Origin of the sequence: Bremerella volcania, from assembly GCF_007748115.1 — a bacterium.
Classification (GTDB): domain Bacteria; phylum Planctomycetota; class Planctomycetia; order Pirellulales; family Pirellulaceae; genus Bremerella; species Bremerella volcania.
This window is the reverse complement of the sequence record NZ_CP036289.1, coordinates 970,142-987,020: the sequence shown is the minus strand read 5'-3', so window position 1 is coordinate 987,020 and position 16,879 is coordinate 970,142. Positions and strand designations below refer to the sequence as shown.

Annotated in this window: 13 protein-coding genes; all 13 read right to left on the bottom strand. The window is 55.5% G+C overall.

Annotated features, from left to right (window positions below; all coding sequences use genetic code 11):
* Window positions 1–3: 3 nt before the first annotated feature.
* Window positions 4–888: an efflux RND transporter periplasmic adaptor subunit gene (locus tag Pan97_RS03950; RefSeq protein WP_144970849.1), complete on the bottom strand. Its 885-nt coding sequence runs from the start codon at window positions 886–888 to the stop codon at window positions 4–6.
* Between the two features lie 40 nt (window positions 889–928).
* Window positions 929–2,947 (bottom strand): efflux RND transporter periplasmic adaptor subunit, encoded by a 2,019-nt coding sequence (locus tag Pan97_RS03945; RefSeq protein WP_165698600.1) that lies wholly within the window; start codon window positions 2,945–2,947, stop codon window positions 929–931.
* A 282-nt stretch (window positions 2,948–3,229) separates the two neighbouring features.
* The gene (gene tssH / locus Pan97_RS03940) at window positions 3,230–5,926 is read right to left on the bottom strand and encodes a type VI secretion system ATPase TssH (protein WP_144970847.1); all 2,697 of its coding nucleotides are present in this window, start codon (window positions 5,924–5,926) and stop codon (window positions 3,230–3,232) included.
* Between the two features lie 82 nt (window positions 5,927–6,008).
* Window positions 6,009–7,148, bottom strand: a complete 1,140-nt coding sequence (gene tssG / locus Pan97_RS03935) for a type VI secretion system baseplate subunit TssG (RefSeq protein WP_144970846.1) — start codon at window positions 7,146–7,148, stop codon at window positions 6,009–6,011.
* On the bottom strand, window positions 7,112–8,944 hold the full coding sequence (gene tssF, locus Pan97_RS03930) for a type VI secretion system baseplate subunit TssF (protein ID WP_144970845.1): 1,833 nt from the start codon (window positions 8,942–8,944) through the stop codon (window positions 7,112–7,114). The genes tssG and tssF overlap by 37 nt, the downstream gene beginning before the upstream one ends.
* Entirely contained in the window at window positions 8,941–9,438 is a 498-nt protein-coding gene (tssE, locus tag Pan97_RS03925; RefSeq protein ID WP_144970844.1) for a type VI secretion system baseplate subunit TssE, read from the bottom strand. Before tssE ends, tssF begins: the two co-directional genes overlap by 4 nt.
* A 24-nt stretch (window positions 9,439–9,462) precedes the next feature.
* Window positions 9,463–10,257, bottom strand: a complete 795-nt coding sequence (locus Pan97_RS03920; RefSeq protein WP_144970843.1) for a type VI secretion system accessory protein TagJ — start codon at window positions 10,255–10,257, stop codon at window positions 9,463–9,465.
* 45 nt (window positions 10,258–10,302) lie between these two features.
* Window positions 10,303–11,895, bottom strand: a complete 1,593-nt coding sequence (gene tssC / locus Pan97_RS03915; RefSeq protein ID WP_144970842.1) for a type VI secretion system contractile sheath large subunit — start codon at window positions 11,893–11,895, stop codon at window positions 10,303–10,305.
* 92 nt (window positions 11,896–11,987) lie between these two features.
* Window positions 11,988–13,481, bottom strand: a complete 1,494-nt coding sequence (tssC, locus tag Pan97_RS03910) for a type VI secretion system contractile sheath large subunit (protein WP_144970841.1) — start codon at window positions 13,479–13,481, stop codon at window positions 11,988–11,990.
* A gap of 2 nt (window positions 13,482–13,483) precedes the next feature.
* A complete protein-coding gene (tssB, locus tag Pan97_RS03905) occupies window positions 13,484–14,011 on the bottom strand; it encodes a type VI secretion system contractile sheath small subunit (RefSeq protein ID WP_144970840.1) in 528 nt (175 codons plus the stop codon).
* A 173-nt stretch (window positions 14,012–14,184) separates the two neighbouring features.
* Entirely contained in the window at window positions 14,185–15,318 is a 1,134-nt protein-coding gene (gene tssA, locus Pan97_RS03900; protein ID WP_144970839.1) for a type VI secretion system protein TssA, read from the bottom strand.
* Between the two features lie 207 nt (window positions 15,319–15,525).
* Window positions 15,526–16,212, bottom strand: coding sequence for a sigma-70 family RNA polymerase sigma factor (locus Pan97_RS03895; RefSeq protein WP_144970838.1), 687 nt, complete (start codon window positions 16,210–16,212; stop codon window positions 15,526–15,528).
* A 3-nt stretch (window positions 16,213–16,215) separates the two neighbouring features.
* A complete protein-coding gene (locus Pan97_RS03890) occupies window positions 16,216–16,566 on the bottom strand; it encodes a hypothetical protein (RefSeq protein WP_144970837.1) in 351 nt (116 codons plus the stop codon).
* Window positions 16,567–16,879 lie beyond the last annotated feature (313 nt).

Below are 16,879 nucleotides of genomic sequence, written 5' to 3'. Positions count from 1 at the left end.
CCCTTACTGCTTCGGCTGGATCGTCATGGAAGCGCGAAGCCCTGGCCGCAGCTTTAGGTCTTCGTTTTCCAGATCAACCCATACCCGCACCTGACCGTTGACCGGATCGACTTCCGGATCGACGAACGTCACTTCCCCTTCGACCTGAATCGGTTCACGATTAGGAATCTCGACGGTGACGGTTGCCTTGGAACCGATCAGTTCGATCATCGCTTCTTCGTTACGAATGAACCCTTCGGCACGCAAGCGATCGATACGGACGACCTTAACGACCGAATCGCTCGTCTCGACCCACTCGCCCGAGCGACGGAAGACGGCGACCACCATCCCCTGAATCGGCGACTCGATTTGATGCTTCTTAAGCTGCGTTTTGACGATCTGTAGTTCGGCATCACGAAGTTCGGCGGTCAGCTTGGCGATCGCGGTCTTCTCTTCCGATTGCTCGATTTCTAAGCGGCTCTTCTCCACTAATAGACGGAGACGATCCATTTCGGTTTGTGAAACGCTCTTCTCGGCGATGGAAAGGGCCTCTTCCGATCGCATCAGCTCCGCTGCCGCGACCTCCAGGCTCTTCTTCGCGAAACGAATATTCACATCGTTCTTCGCTTCCCGCGCGGCAATATCGAAATCGACTTTGGCCTTCTGGACTTCCAGAACCTTTTCTTCATCGTCGATCTTCGCAATCACTTCCCCACGATCGACGATGGTTCCTTCCTGGGCCTTGACCATCTTCAATACGCCCGACTGCTGAGCGGGAATCTCGACCGATTCAATAATCTTCAGCAGCGTCGCCGAAACCTCAATCTCTTGAGCGACCACGGGAAAAGCTACAAGCAGCGTGATGAGCAAACCCAACCCCGCGAACGTGATTTTTCGTTTCCCTGACATCAATCAATCTCGTTTATGAACTTGCAGACAAAAAGAATTATTACCAGAACAAATAACGGCGGACCGTTTCCACCAATTGATACGTCCACACGTAGGCCACCGAACGCTGGCCGCACTCGATCCGACCGACGACACTCAGTCCATGTCGCAAGTGGGGAATCTCGGCCTTATCAATCTCCGCTTCCAGCGGCACGAAGGGTTCCTCGGAGCTCTCATCCAGGTCAACAATCGAAGCAGCTGACCTAACCTGCCCGCGGTATGTCTTGCCTGGCTCGTTCACCAGCTGAAACCGCACGACGAGCGGCTCGTTCGATTCTCTTTGGGCATTGACCACGTGATAGGTCCGCTTGTCTGGCAGTTCCAAGTCCAGCACCCAAGGGCCATCGACATCGGCAACCTTCATCAACAGTTCGCCACGGCTAACGGGGCGGGCCGCCAGAACCTGTTCGACTTCCCAATCGAGGATCTGACCATGGATCGGACTGAGCAGCTTAAGTTCATCTTCGCGCCTCTGCAGCAGGTCGCGGCGTTGGATCAGGTTTTCGATCTGCTTGGTCAACTTCAACTGGTCGGCCGAGAGATTCTCGAACGACTCTGGCGTGCGACTTTCGGAACGTGGATCTCTTCGCATTCCTTGAGAACGCTTGACCAGAATGGCATCGAGTTCGGCCTGAGCCGTTTGCAGTTGCCCGACGATTTCGGCACGCGCGAGATTGAATTCATTCGACCGCAGTTGCATCAACACCGCGTCTTTTTCGACGTGCTGGCCATGCTTAACGAAGATCTCTTCGACATAGCCGTCCGACGGCGCGAATACGTTTCGCTCGACCTCAGGCACCAATTGTCCGTGCACTTCAATCGAGAAGTCCGTCGGAATGAAACAAAGAGCGACGATCGTCACGAGAAGTGGAATGGCAATCTTGAGGGTTGTTGGCAATCGGTACCAGCCGATGGTTGCCAGAAAATTGCCCAAGGGAATCAATAGCGAAGCAAGCGGCAGCTGGCGATAGGCCCGGGCATTGCCCAGCGCCGTGGCTGCGTGCTGCACGATCGGTTCGGTCCGATGCAGTAGTTCGTGCCCGTTGAGCTGATCGATGCTCTCGATGGCGATCGCCCCGACGGGCTCGCTGGCTCGGCGTGGCTTCTTTTCTTCGTCATCGTCCGCAGGCTCGTCAAGTTGCAAAGGAACGATCGCCAGAACTTTGGACGGCGTTTCTTCCAGGTACTCGAGCAAAGCCTCTTCGACCTGCGGGGGGAGGTTCTCGGTTTCGCCGGTGTAGAGCAGCGTTTGCTTCGAGCCGACCACCACCGAGGCCAAGCGCTCCAGCTTTTGCACCGTATTGGATCGCCGGTGTGGCTTGTCGACGCCAGAGATGGCTTCAATCCGGCACTTGGCCCCGCGGGCAGATAACACGGCCACGCGATCGGCCTCCAAGCAGTTGCGAGCCTCGTTGGCAATTCGGTAAGCGGTTTTCTCGTAGGAAAGGTCGGTATGGACGAGGCCGGCGAAAGCAAGCTGCCGCTTCCAGTCGTATTGATGCTGCTGGAAATCTCGCAGCAGCGTCTGCTGCTGATAGTGCTGGGCGACCTCGGCGAACGCGTGCGTGATTCGCACGTAGGTTTGACGTACCGATTTAGCGAGATTGGCTGGCTGATAGCAAGCCATTACGCCCCAAGCTTCGCCGGCCACTTGCAGCGGGACCGCGACGATATCGTAGCCTGGTTGAACGGTCTGGCTTCCCGGAACGACATCCGACTCACCTCGATTGAAGATCTGAAAGAGGTGTGCCTCGTCGTCGCTGAGGGCCTTCGCAGCTTTCCCCGTAGGATAGCACTGCAGGAGGTCGGTCTGATGGGCTAAGAGCAAGTGACCGTTGGGACTCTTGGTCCATACGGCTGCCCCCATTGCCGAGGTAGCGAAGGTAAGTCGATCGAGCACCTGACCGTAGAAGACATCGGGCGCAATGGTCAAGTCGGATAGATCGGCAACTTCATCGAGCAGCGACTCGATTCTACGCCGTGCCTCGTCCGCCGTTCGCGGTGCGTCTTGATGATGCAACGATGATTCCATGGTTCGCGTGGAACGCTTGTTCTCTAGCCGCTCTTCCCGAGAAAGGATCAAACCTGAATTATCAGAAAATGGACCTGTCGCGGCAAATGCTTTTCAGTCCCGACCTGTCACCAACTGAGGCAAACGAGATTTCACTATAAACGCAAAGCGCGCAAGTCCCCCGATTTGACGAGTTAAACCTGACAAAAGGTCCATAAAAAACGGCAGCAAATCGCTGCCGTTGGAACAATCGTTAGAGGTTCGCCAATTGATTCAATCGGCACGATGGATCTATCCGATCGAATAGACAAAGTTGCCATCTTTGTCGATGTCGACTTCCGCAGACTTGATCTCCTTCCCCTCGGCCATGCGCGAGAGGAACTCGCCTGACATCTCTGGCAAGAGCGTCCGGGTCAGAATCTTGTCGACGTTGCGAGCGCCGGTATCGACTTCCGTGCAGCGGGCAGCGATGGCATCGACCAGGGCGTCGGAATAGTCGAACGTTGCTCGGTAGTGATCGTTCACGCGGCGTCCGACCTTCTTCAACTTCAGGCGAATGATCTTCTTCATCACCGCGTCATCGAGTGGGAAGTAGGGAATGATCGAAATACGCCCCAGGAATGCCGGCTTGAACGTTTTCAGTAGTTCCTCGTGCATTGCGTCGTGCAACCCCTGCGGATCAGGGCGTGTTTCGGGGTCTTTGCAAAGACTCATGATCAAGTCGGTACCAGCGTTCGAGGTCATGATGATGACCGTGTTCTTGAAGTCGATATCGCGACCCTCGCCATCTTTCATGTGTCCCTTGTCGAACACCTGGTAAAAGACGTCTTGCACGCCGGGGTGTGCCTTCTCCATTTCGTCCAGAAGAATGACGCTGTACGGTTTGCGGCGGACCGCTTCGGTCAGCACGCCACCTTCGCCGTAGCCGACGTACCCGGGAGGCGAACCCATCAGAAGTGACACTTTGTGCTCTTCCTTGAATTCCGACATGTTGATCGTGGTCATGTTCTGCTCGCCACCGTAAAGCAAATTGGCCAGCGTGAGTGCCGTTTCTGTCTTACCGACACCACTGGTGCCGGCCAACAGGAAGATGCCGATTGGTCGATTCGGATCTTCGAGATTGGCACGCGACGTCTTGATGCTTTCGGCAATCTGCAACATCGCGTGCGACTGGCCGACCACGCTTTCCTCCATCAAGTCTTGCAGCTTGAGAACGGTCGCGATCTCGTTGGCAACCATCCTTCCAACAGGAATACCCGTCCAGGCCCCAACCGTTTCAGCGACGGCATTGGTATCGCAGCAAATGTGTACCAGCGGTGATTCCCCTTGGATCTCCAGCAGTTGGGCCTGCTCTTTCTTGACCTTCTGCTTGATTTCGTCCCGCTTGGCGTCGCTCAGCAGTTCCGGCTTGGGCTCTCCTTCGACGACAGGCTGGCGACGTTTGACGTCGTCTTCCGCCAGTTCATCCTGAAGCTCGCGAATTTGATTGACCAACTCCTTTTCCTGCTCCCACCGTTTGGTGAGCGCTTCCAGGCTTGCTTCGGAAGTCTTCTTTTGCTCCTCGAGTTCGGCGATCGTCGTCTCGTGCCCTTCGGCCCCGGATGCCATTTCTCGATTCAGGATCTCGACTTCGGTTTCGATTCGATCGATCATCCGTACGAGGTGCTCGATCTGAGGGGGCGTCGAGTTTTGGCTCAGGCCAATCCGAGCACACGCCGTATCGAGCAAGCTGACCGCCTTGTCCGGCAACTGCCGGCCCGAGATGTAACGATGGGAAAGCTTGACCGCGGATTCGACCGCCTCGTTCAAGATACGAACGTTGTGGTGGTGTTCGAGGGTCGAAACGAGACCACGCATCATGCCGATGCACTTGTCTTCGCTAGGCTCTTCGACCTTGACCACTTGAAAACGACGAGCCAGCGCGGCGTCCCGCTCGAAGTACTTCTTGTACTCGGCCCAGGTGGTGGCGGCAATCGTGCGTAGTTCGCCGCGCGCCAAAGCTGGCTTCAGCAGATTGGCTGCATCACCCTGACCGGCCTGGCCACCGGCACCAATCATGGTGTGGGCTTCGTCAATGAACAGAATGATTGGCTTGGGCGAAGATTTGACCTCTTCGATCACCGATTTCAGTCGGTTCTCGAATTCCCCCTTCACGCCAGCACCGGCCTGAAGCAAGGCCAGGTCTAACGTGCGAATCGAAACGTTCTTCAAAGCGTCCGGCACATCTTCGGCGGCGACGCGCAGGGCGAATCCTTCGACGACGGCCGTTTTCCCGACGCCTGCTTCACCGGTCAGGATCGGATTGTTCTGGCGGCGACGACAGAGAATGTCGACGATCTGGCGGATTTCGTCATCGCGACCCAGAACCGGATCGATCTCGCCCTTCTTGGCTCTCTCGGTCAGATCGATCGTGAACTGATCGAGTCCTGGCGTCTTAGTCGGCCGCGCCGGCCCACCGCCGGGTCCTCCGGTTGCCGGTGCCGTCGCCAGGGAGGCTTGCGACTCTTCTTCTTCCGAAGTTTCCGCCGTTATCTTGGCGAGATGGGTCTTGAGGTCTTCCAGGCTGATCTTTTCGAACTCGGGGCAGGTGGAAAGAATTGCCTGGGCCGTGATCCGATCGGAAAGCATCGCAATAATCAAGTGCCCACTGCGAACGGTCGGCTCAAGGTAATCAACCGATGCCAAGAGCCACGCATCGCGGGCCAGGTCAACGACGGTTTGGCTCAAAGCTGGCGGCCGGGCATTGCCGGTCTTCAGTTTATCCATCGCCCTGGTCAACTCGGTCACCAGTTTGCTGGGATCGATCTCGTAGTTGCGCATGATCGCGTCGAGATCGGTGTTCGGGGTCTCCAGTATTTTGGTCAACCAATGTTCGACCTCAACGTTGTAATTCGTACGCGAAAGGCACAACCCCGCGGCGGCTTCCAACGTACGCCGACATGTACCATTGAGTTTCCCCACCAACGATTTCAAGTTCACGGATGCCATGGTAGGTCGATCCCTTTCAATTCAATCTTTGAATGTTTCCCTAGTTGATCCGACATGCCCCAATTCGTTCTCGAATTGATATCTACTTCGCTGATGCCTGGGTCGATCCCAGCGGATACCCCGAGTGCTGGAATACGGCATCTTCCACATCGTTGACGAATTCGCCAACTCGCAGCCACATGTTATACCCCAAAAAACATGGGTCTTCCTCACTCCCGAGGATGCACTGGGGAACCTCTGAATTTTTTAACACCAGTTGCATATCAAAATCCAATGAATTCCCGACGTAGGTCCGCGTCAGTTGAGCAACCTCGCCGAGTTGATCGCCGCTGGGCATCAGTCGCTGGTACTGCCGATAATCGACCGGACCGATCCGCAGCCGAAACCGCGTTTCGCAGTTCCACATACGATGCCCGATGACGGTCTCTTCACCAAGCCGATTGTTTCCACCAAGCATCCCCGCCGAGTCGGGCAAGCGAGATTGATCGGCCGGATCGATATACAACCAGTGGCCTGTGTATTGCTGCACAACGACGTCAAAGGAGAAGTAATCTTCCAGGATCTGCTGAAGCCCGAGCGCCGAACGCGGACGGTGCGCGAAGTGGCCGGCGTAGTACAGGAACGTTTCATCGTCGATCAGCAGGCGATCTCGGATGCCGTCGGTCCCCATCCCCACCAGTGCGTACAACGTCTCGGTGAATAGATCGAGATCTTTCGGCTTGGGTGTATTTCGCCGAGCTCTTTCAAAAGCAATGGGAAAGCGATACTTTTCCCAGGCCCGATAGAAGAACGACAAAATCCGATGGTGAAAGAGATCGATAAAGTCGCGCAGGGCGTAATCTTTGCGACGGACGCGATCAAGAATGGTCTGCGTGTAGTGCAGCGGCATCACCCCTTGGGCACCGAAAACCCCCATGAAGGTCGTCGTCATCGTGAAGGGAGGTTCCCCTTCTGGTGGTGCATCTTCGGCATCGGGACGGCGACGAACAATCGACGTGACCTCGCTCGGCGGAAAAGTCCGCGCGCACAGAACCTTCAGTTGGACCAACTCGCGATGCGGTGGCCCGTCTTGCCCAATCGGCTTCCAATTCGGGAACGCTTCAGGATCTTCCTGAGCCATCTTCTCCAGTAGCCGCATGGCCTGGAAAAAGTCGAACTGGTACGGCTGTTCGATCAGGCGACTGGCTACAGTAGCACGTTTTCGCCGGCCCTCGGTGCCCAACGGTAGATCTCCTCTCCGGTCTCGTCATGCATGACCGTCTGGGTGAATGAATTGATCGTGCAATACAGGGCGAAAAATCGCTCGAGCACGCTCGCCATCAAAAACATACCGCCACCGGTGTAACTACTGGAGTCAAACGTGACGTGCAGGCGCGTACCGCGGCAGAACACGGTACCATTGGGCGTCTTCACGCGCGCCGTGCAGGGCTCGCTTCGTAGCGACGAGATTCCCTCGATGAATGCCCGGCTCACCCCGGAATCGACGTAATCGTATAAGCCCAGGATCTCTCGCAATGCGTGCGAACCTTCCGCGTCATCACTGAGCGACAGATGGTTCAGAGACAGATGGGAAATCAAACGCCACCGAATCCCCTGCTCGACGTCCGGACGACGTGTCGGCGTCGGAGGCAGCAGGCACTTGATCTTGGTAATGGGGGCCAAGCCTGACATGCTCAACTTGGGCTGATCGCCGCCAAACGGAAGTCGCTCAGGAAGATCCCGATTGAAGCAGGTCAAGTCCGCGTGCAAGCTCCATTGCTGCTCGGCGCTGGGAGTGAAGTTCAGATCGACCACCGACAGGAATAACTCGGTTCCTTCGTCCCCTGATTCTTCGCCGCCAGGATTCGGCCGCCGAACCGCGTGCCAGTACGTTTCGGCATCGTGCGATTCGGACGAGTGCTTGAACGAATAAAACGGATGGTAACTGACCTCGCGATGATCCTGCGATACGGCGGTGACCTCGTCAATCGAATAGATTTCGTTGGCAAACGGCCGCCGCGAGTCTGGGATCACGTGGTACTCGGTCTTCTCGTGCGTCAGCCGAATCGGCTCGGCCTCTTGCCGATACAGATTGGTGATCGGCGTACACCCGATCCGCAGGTTGTCGACATGCAGGCGACGTTCCAGGTCGGAGTTCCCTCGTTTCAAGAAGATGTAAATCTCTGCCTGTTCGCCGGGGATCCTCTTTAAGGCGGATTCCAGATTCAGATCGAAAAACAGGAACTTGTCAGGAAAGGTAAAGAACTCCGTCAGTAGGCGATATCCCAGGAACGAGCGGGCCGGGTAGTCGAACATCCCTTCTTCCCGATGGAAACCGACTGGCTGAATGCAGTTGCGACCGAGCATTTGAAATTCGGCCGACTTATGATGCTGAGCCACCGCGACACCGACGACCGACGTCATCAACATTTCATACAGGTCGAATTTGTAGGGGGCTTGCTCTTTGATAAAAAACCGAAGCGTCTTCAGTTTCAATTGGCTCAGATCGATCGTCGAAGTGAAGCTCTTCAAGCCGATGCGGATCATCGCGGAGGCTTCCGCATTGTACGGAGTCTGCGGTGCCTCGAACGGATGACTCATCATGCTGACTTCGCTGACTTCGATCGGCCAACAGGTAACCGGATAGCAAGTCCGAAAGCGGCACGGGTCTCCGTCGATCTGCTCGGTCTCGAGACTGGTTCCTTGGACCACCTGAAAGCCATTCACCGCTTCGACCTGAGCTCGATCCAGTCCGAACTGGACAACGGACATCGAGGGGATCGGCCGCAGCAAATGCGGGAAGAGAACCTCCAGCATTGACGCGGCAATCTCGGGAAAATCGTCTTCCAGCTTGAGACGCGTCCGTGCGTTGAGATAAGCAAACGACTCGACCAGGCGGCCAACGTGCGGATCTTTAAAGTCGTCACCACCAAGGCCCAAACGACTGGCAATCTTGGGGTTGGCACGAGCAAACGCTTTGCCCTGATCCAACAGGTAGGCGCGTTCGCGGCGGTAAAACTCGAGCAGTTCGTCGCTCATCGATCTTTCCGTCTGACATGAAATAGATGATCCGATGGCTCCAGCTTCGAATCAAACACAATCGGTTCGGGGGCCGGCGTCGCATGGAGTTCGGCCCGGATGATGAAGTGCAGAGTCCGGTCTTCCGACCTACTCTTCTCGGGAATCTCGACACGCACCGAAACAAAGCGAGTCTCAAACGTACGGATCGCGAATTCAATCGCCTCGCGGAGCGAATCGCGATCCATGTCCGAACTCAGGTCGATGGATGAGAAATCGGGAATCCCGTAGTTGATCAGCGAATTATTCAGTTCGTTGAGCTGCGGCGGCCATGACTTGCAGCGCCAACGCGTATTCAACAGATTTTCCAGGTCGCGCATGACCGACTCACGGATTTCCCGCATGGTCTGCGTTTGCGAATGGGGCGTCTCGCGCGAATTGAACGGCTCGTTGTCAATCAGTCGGTCAAACACCGACGGCATGAGTGGTTCTTCATCCGGATTCCCTTTGGACATCGCTGCCTCCCGTCAATGAAGAACTTAGTGGGTCAATTCCAACATGCCGATTTCCATAATCGACTTCTCATCCTCACCCAGCCAGAGCATTCGCTGGCCGAGGCCGCGTCCCGGTTCACCTTCTTCTCCAAGCCAGGTTGTGCTTTGTCCCAACTTGTGCGTCATCTCTTCACTTTGGGAACTGCCCGGGTAAAGAGCGTTGATGAAGACGTCCCCTTCCTGACCATAGGCGTTCATCGTTGCCCGCCGCCAGATCAAATCGCACGGCTGCTCAGGAGCATGAAACTCAACCGAATCGATCGCTTCGAAAGGAATCCAGAAATACTTGCCATTACTGGTGATCGTTTCCAGGAAGAACGCGGTGCGATCGTCCTGGTCCCGGATGTCTTCAAATTCGACGCCGTCGCACTTTCCCTTCACGATCGGACGTTCCTCTTCGATTTCGTCGACCAGCGTCGAAGCCTCTTCCATGTTCTTTTCTCGCAGCGCGAGAATCAGCCGCAAATTCTTCTCGATCAGAGGAGACGGCTCTTGATTCTGCATCAGGTCAGGCGTGCGTCCTTGCTCCCAGCATTCGTTGCGGGTCATCTCGCCCCGGATCATCTGCCGATACATTGAGATGCGAAGGATCGCATCGGGAGACTGAATCTGAGCCGTTTCCAGGTGGTTATCGGCTCGCTCGAGATCCCCTCGCAAACATAGCAGTTGGGCCAGCGCGATTCGCAAGTCCCACTGCATGGGCTTCTTCTTGACATCCTGAATAGCCGCCTCGATGGCTTCATTCAGTTGCCCCGCTTTCAGTTGTTCGCCGATGCTCATGTGCTCCCCCCGAAGTTGATTCTCAGCCAATGTTGGATTGTAAGCTTATTGTCGGCGACCTTCGATATTGGTCTTCATGCGAATCGATGCGACCAGGTCATCCAGTTGATAATGCGGCCAAAGTTTAAAGGTACAGTGATACGAACCCGGCTTGCCAGGGTCGTCTCGCAAGCGGATTTCTGCCTGACGCAGCGGTCGCGCGGCCTTGGTTGCCGGCTTGGCCTTTTCATCTGGCGTAACGTATTCGTGAATCCAGTCGTTCAAGAATCGCTCGACCGCATCGCGATCCTCGAAGGTACCAACCTTGTCCCGGGCAATCACCTTCAATGCATGGGCGAACTGGCTGGTACATAAGATGTACTGCAGCATGGCGGAAATCTTCGCGTTTTGCGTGGCCGCCTCGTCTTCGTAAACCTTGGGCTTTTGCACCGTTTGATTCGAGTAAAACGCGCTCAACTCCGTATCGTGACACCGCGTGAGAGGAATGAACCCCAAATGTGCCAGTTCCGCTTCTTGCCGATCCGAGATAATACAGTCCGTGGAAGACTTGGGAGCAACCCCGTGTCGATCGGTACTGAAGTGATGAACGGCCAGTCGACTCACGAGCCCGCCCCCCACGACATTGCGCTGGACGCCGCGGATTTGAGCCAGCCAACCACACTCCGAGAAAGCGCGAATCAGGACTTCCGCAAACGCGTACGACGCATTCCCCCAGAGGTACTTGCGACGATCACGACCGCCGACTTCCTCTCGAAAACTAAACCCGTCGGCCCTGGCATCGAAGGTTTCGTAAGGCAAACGCATCAAAACGCGCGGCATGACCAGGCCGACGAATCGAGCATCTTCCGTTTTGCGAAATGCGTGCCACTGCGTGAATTCCGCCTGATCGAACCCCGAACGCAAGTTCTCGACGTGCTCGAGCCCCGTAAACTCGTCCAGGCCGAACATCGTGGGACTGGCCCCGGCAATAAAGGGACAAAACGCCGCAGCAGCAATACCTGCGAGCCCTTGCAGCGTGTCCAGGTCGCGGTGAGGATGATTCTTGGTCGGATTAGGGTGAATCTCGTAGTCCCCAATCATCACGCCAAACGGCTTGCCGCCGGCGGTTCCGAATTCTTCCTCGTAGATCTTTTTGAACAACTCGCTTGAATCGAACTCGACGGCCCGTTCAATGTCGCGTTCGACATCCTTCCAACTCGCGTTGAGTACACGAATCATGACGCGTTCGCGATCGGCCTCGTCGTCAACCATGTCGGTCAAGTATTGCAGGCCGCGCCAGGAAGCTTCCAGCTTTTGAAACTTTGGATGATGCAAGATGGCATTGAGTTGATCGGTAAGCCACTGATCGATTTGTGCGACGTCCGCATTCAAACGGAGCACGAGCGACTTCTTCGAGAGTCCATCAATCTTGCCCAGCCACGCAACCAGCTTTTCACGAACGGATTCGGCGTTCATGAATTCGTCCCAGCGATGGGCTGCCCGATTCGACTGCTGGACGTTCTCGTTGGAAACAATCCAATCTAAGATCGAGCCGGAATAAGCGTCCTCGCTTGGCGCGCTCGTTTCTTCGAGGGGCAATGCCTGCTCGGCAGGCGCCTCGGCGTACTCTTCGGGTTGCGACTGAAACTCGGCACTCATTGCATCATCGCGCAGAGAAGAGGGTAAAAAAAGAGGCACAGAGGAGCGGCTCCCCAATGTGCCTCTGGGATTTGCTTACCTATCGAAGCAGACTAACCAGCTTTCTGCGGAATCGATGCCACCATGCGGAGCGAGGCGGTCAGTTCTTCCATTTGCAGCCAAGGTCGCAGGTAAGCCACCGCGTTGTACGAACCGGGCTTGCCGGGCGTTTCGGTGACTTCCACACGTGCCTGGGCCAGCGGCAAACGAGCTTTGACTTCGGCACTGGGGTGTTCGTCCGCACAAACGTAGTTGTGAATCCAGTCGTTCAGCCAGCGTTCGCAATCGTCTCGTTCCATGAACGAACCGATCTTGTCGCGAGCGATCACCTTCAGGTAATGGGCGAAGCGAGACGATGCCATGATGTACGGCAAGCGAGCCGAAATTTCGGCATTGGCCGTCGCATCGGGATCGTGGTACTGCTTCGGCCTTTGAGTCGTTTGACCACCGAAGAAAACCGAGTAGTCGGTATCCTTAAAGTGGCAAAGCGAGAGGAAACCGAGCTTGCTCAATTCCGCTTCACGACGATCGGTAATCGCCACTTCAGTCGGACACTTGACGCCTGAGTCGCCGTCGCTGCTCTTGAAGACGTGAACCGGCAGGCCTTCGACCTTACCGCCGTTTTCGACACCACGGATGGCAGTGCACCAGCCGGTCTTGGCGAATGCGTCGGTCAACTTGGCACCCATCACGAATGCCGTGTTCATCCAGCAGTACTCGCCGTGATCGACTTCGATCGGCTGACCGCCAGGACCCGTTTCCACTTCTTCGTAGTTGAATTCTTCGATCGGCTTGGTCGCGGCACCGTAAGGCAAACGAGCCAAGGTGCGCGGCATGCACATCGTCACGAAGCGGGAATCTTCCGACTGACGGAACGAGTTCCACTTGATGTACTCTTGCGAATCGAAGATCTTCGCCAAGTCGCGCGGCTTGGAAAGTTCTTCCCAGTCGTCGAAACCGAAGAACTTCGCACTCGGAGCCGTCAAGAAAGGAGCGAACGCCGAGGCGGCTACGCCGGACATCTTTTCCAGAGCGGCGATGTCGTCTGGGGTGTTGTCCCATTCGTAGTTGCCGATCAGCGCGCCGTAAGGCGTACCGCCCGCCAGGCCGAATTCGCTCTCGTAAACCTTCTTGAAGAGCGTGCTCTGGTCGAATTCGACGGCACGTTCCAGGTCCTTCGAGATGTCCTTCTTCGAGGCGTTGAGCACGCGAAGCTTGAGCATTTCGCCCGTTTCGCTGTTGCTGACCAGGTAGTGCAAGCCGCGCCAACTGCCTTCCAATTTCTGGAATTCAGGATGATGCATCACGGCTGCTAGTTGTTTCGACACGGCCTCGTCAATCGCCGCGATCCCTTGGTTGATCGTACGAATGATGTCTTTATCGAAGGTGACCGTCCCCTTCATGGCCTCTTGAACCAGGGTCTGAATCAATTCCTTGGCTCGCGGCTGTTCGGTCTGCTTGGTCGCGGTGATCGCGGCATCCAGCAGACTGGTAGCCTCTTCGTTTTGTGCCGCCGATTGGGCGGATTGTTGTTCGCCTGCACTCATAATTAGCTATCCCCCTTGTCGGCATCACCCGATTCACTTACGCCCAGTTCGCCAGCCAACTTCTTAAGTTGATCTGCATCGTTCATTACCTGCTCAAGCAGCGTTTCCAGATCGTCGCTACGATCGATCTTGGTCAGCAGGTCGCGAAGGTTATCGCGCGTGGCGAGCAGTTTCTTAAGTGGCTCGACTTGCTTGGCAACGCTGGCTGGACTGAAATCGTCCATCGATTCGAACTTCAAGTTGACGGCCATCTGCGAGCCATCGTCGGCCAGCGTGTTGTCAACCCGCAAGTTCAGTTCGGGACGAAACCGTTTCATCACGTCGTCGATGTTGTCGCGATCGATCTGGACGAACTTACGTTCTTTGAGCGGTTCCAGTTTCTCTGCTGGGTTGCCAGAGAAATCCCCCATGACACCCACGACGAACGGAAGCTCTTTCTTTTCCATCGCGTCGCCCGTTTCCACGTCGTATGTAATGTGGACGCGGGGTTTGCGGACGCGGTTGAGCCTCTTTTGATAACTTTCAGCCATCGTTTCCCCTCAATGTCAGTTCAATTAGATGCGTCAATGAAAAGCCGTTTGCAGCCCCAATGGACAGCACGCATCGTCACTGGCCAAGTTTGCCCAAACTTAAACCTGCCTTCAATTTCGGAAATATGCGGACAGATTTCAATCAATCAATGCAAGATATTAAAGGAATTTCATTAATATCCACTTTCGTCCTCGGGTATTGGAATCCCCGTTCGACGATGCAATTCGCCCATTGCGGTGTCGTCTCGAAGTAGCTCTTTGAGCAGTTCTGGAAAGGGCATTTCGGCCCATTTGGCTGCTTGTTCCAATTTGAAATAAATAAACGACTGCGGTTCGGTCTTACGGAAATACTCCGCCGCCTTGCGGATCAGCTTGATCGCGTCGGCTCGACTTTGGATCGCTCCGGCAGGTCCCTTTTGCTGAACGGCCGTGCCTACTGCTTCTCCTTCATCACCATCTTCGACAGGCGTCTCTCCGACCTCGTCCAGCAGCAATTCCGACATCAGTTGCTGAACCGTCGAGCGAATCGACTCAAGTCGTTGGCGAAACGAAGTCATCGACGGAGCGGTATCTTCCCCGTAAGAATTCCGCAGGCATCGCTCGTCCAGGTAGGTTCCCAACTCGCGAATCGTTTCGATTAAGGTGTCGAGATCTTCGACGACGTTGTTCCAATGTTCCCGAGAAGTCGCGCGAAACGAGTCGTCGAAGGTATGGCGTTCAATCGCTCCTTCCGCGATTCGTCGCTGCTTGTCGTCGGCATCCATTCCCTCGATGCGGTTGGCCTCGTTGAAATCAAAGAGGGAGTAGGTCCCCCCTCCGCCGTTGGTCAGCGGAAGATTGTCGAGTACGCCGTACGAGCGATCGCTGGTTAGGCCCGTCAACTGCGAGACCGTCTCGGCGTAACCTTCATCTTCGTCCGGTTCTGGGTGAATGTTGTCCCAGTAACGGCGACAAAGCTCGAGCATCAACTTGAAGCCATCCCGCAGGCCGGGAATGCCGTCCATCCGCATGACGGCCTCAATCAACCAGGAAGCAACCGAGACGTCCTTGGAATAGCTGGTCAGGATATGAATAGCGCGATCTCGGACTTCATCCCATTCTGGATCCTTCAGGTCTGGGAATTCCTCGTCCGGAAATGCCATGGCCGTCTGGATATCTCGCTCGGCCTTGTTCGACTGGTTGAAGATCTCGCGGAGATCGAAAAACTCGTTGGCATGCTCAGAGCCGCGAAGCTCCACGCCGCTCGGGTTTTCCTCCGAGATCGGATTGGTCAGCGACTCGATATCAAGTACTTGTGGAAATGCCATGGCGGTTCATCTCGAACGGATTGGGGAACAAATTCGCCGCGAAAGTATAAGTGTCAATCTAGGAACTTCAACTAATTTATTCCGGCGGAATGGGTTCGGCCGAATCGTCGTCAAAAGTCTCCTTACCCTCTTTCTCGGCAATCCTCACGGGTGCGAATCATTCCGATCGATTTAATCGCTACGCTTTAACCTCACTGCGCCATCGGGCTAAGTCGTCTGACGCAAAGCCCTGGCCAGTCGCTCCAAAATGGCTTGATGCAGACGGCTGGCCCACGACTTGCTTTTACCTAGCTGGTCGGCAGCTTCTTTCAGACTGTAACCCTCGTAATAGGTCATCCGAATTAACTGCTGCTCGTGGGGAGCCAACGTCTGGAGCAGCTTCTGCAGCAGGGCTTGAATCTCTTTGTTTTCTAACTGCTCGGCTGGCTGCTGCGTGCGCGCGTCGGCGACGGCCTGGAACGCGTGCTGGGTTTCTTCCCCATGGCTGGCCAAATACACAACCGCGAGCTTTTCGGTCAGATTGCCCAGCCATTTCGCGTTTTCCTGGGCCGAAGCGGTCGACGTGCTGCCGGCTGCGGCATCGGTTTGCAGCGTATCGGCGGCCATTTGCTGATACTTATTCTGCATCCTGGCGGCGTGAGAGTTCCAACTCATCTTCGAGATGCCGTCGTAGATAGCGCCACGGATGCGATAGTAAGCGAACGTCGAAAAGCTCGCGCCTTTGTCGTCCTCAAAAGACTGGGCCGCCTCGGCAAGCCCAAGCTGTCCATAAGCGATCAGATCGTCCATGCCAATCTGCGGAGGCAGCTTCCGATGGATCGACTTGGCCAGGGAAATAACCAGTCCCTGGTTCTCTTGAATGCGTTGCTCGAGTTGGGTCGCTTCCGCAGTCATGGCTCAATTCAACTGGGACCAAAGGATTCGCATACGTTCACTTGCCACGGGATCCTCGACCAGTGACTGGGCGATGGTCGAAGCCATCGTCAGGACCTTTTCACTCTTCAGCGGAAGATCTGGGTAGCGACGTTTGAGCAGAGCTACGACAAAACGAGTGATCGTATCGATCTCACTCGGCTTGGCTTGGGGATGGTTGCTCTTGATGTGCTTGATCGTCTCCAGAACGTCGTCAGCCTGTCCAGAATCTGCTGTCCGACGCAGCACGTCATCCATCGACCAGGCACTCTCGGAACTTTCTTTCCGAGATTGGTCGTCGCCAGATGAATCGGAATTCCACCCCTTGGAATTCATACTTCCCCCCTTGGTTTTAGGTCGGACCGTGGATTTCACCACGACCGCACGAGGAGCCATTTTGCTCAGGCAACCCCCATCGCCTGAACGCTCCACCTTTGGTGAGTATACCAGCCAGCAAAACCATTCCAATCGGTAGGCGATGCAATCAGCTCAATTGCTATCGTGATCGACCGAGTTTGACGGTTACGAAAATGGTAGGTCGAAAAAAACCGATGCTAGCCGTTGGATGCATGATAGCGTTCCTAACAGATCCTCAGAAAGTACGGGTTTTATTGAGTTTACAAATTGAGGCTGCCGAAAATGAACCTGG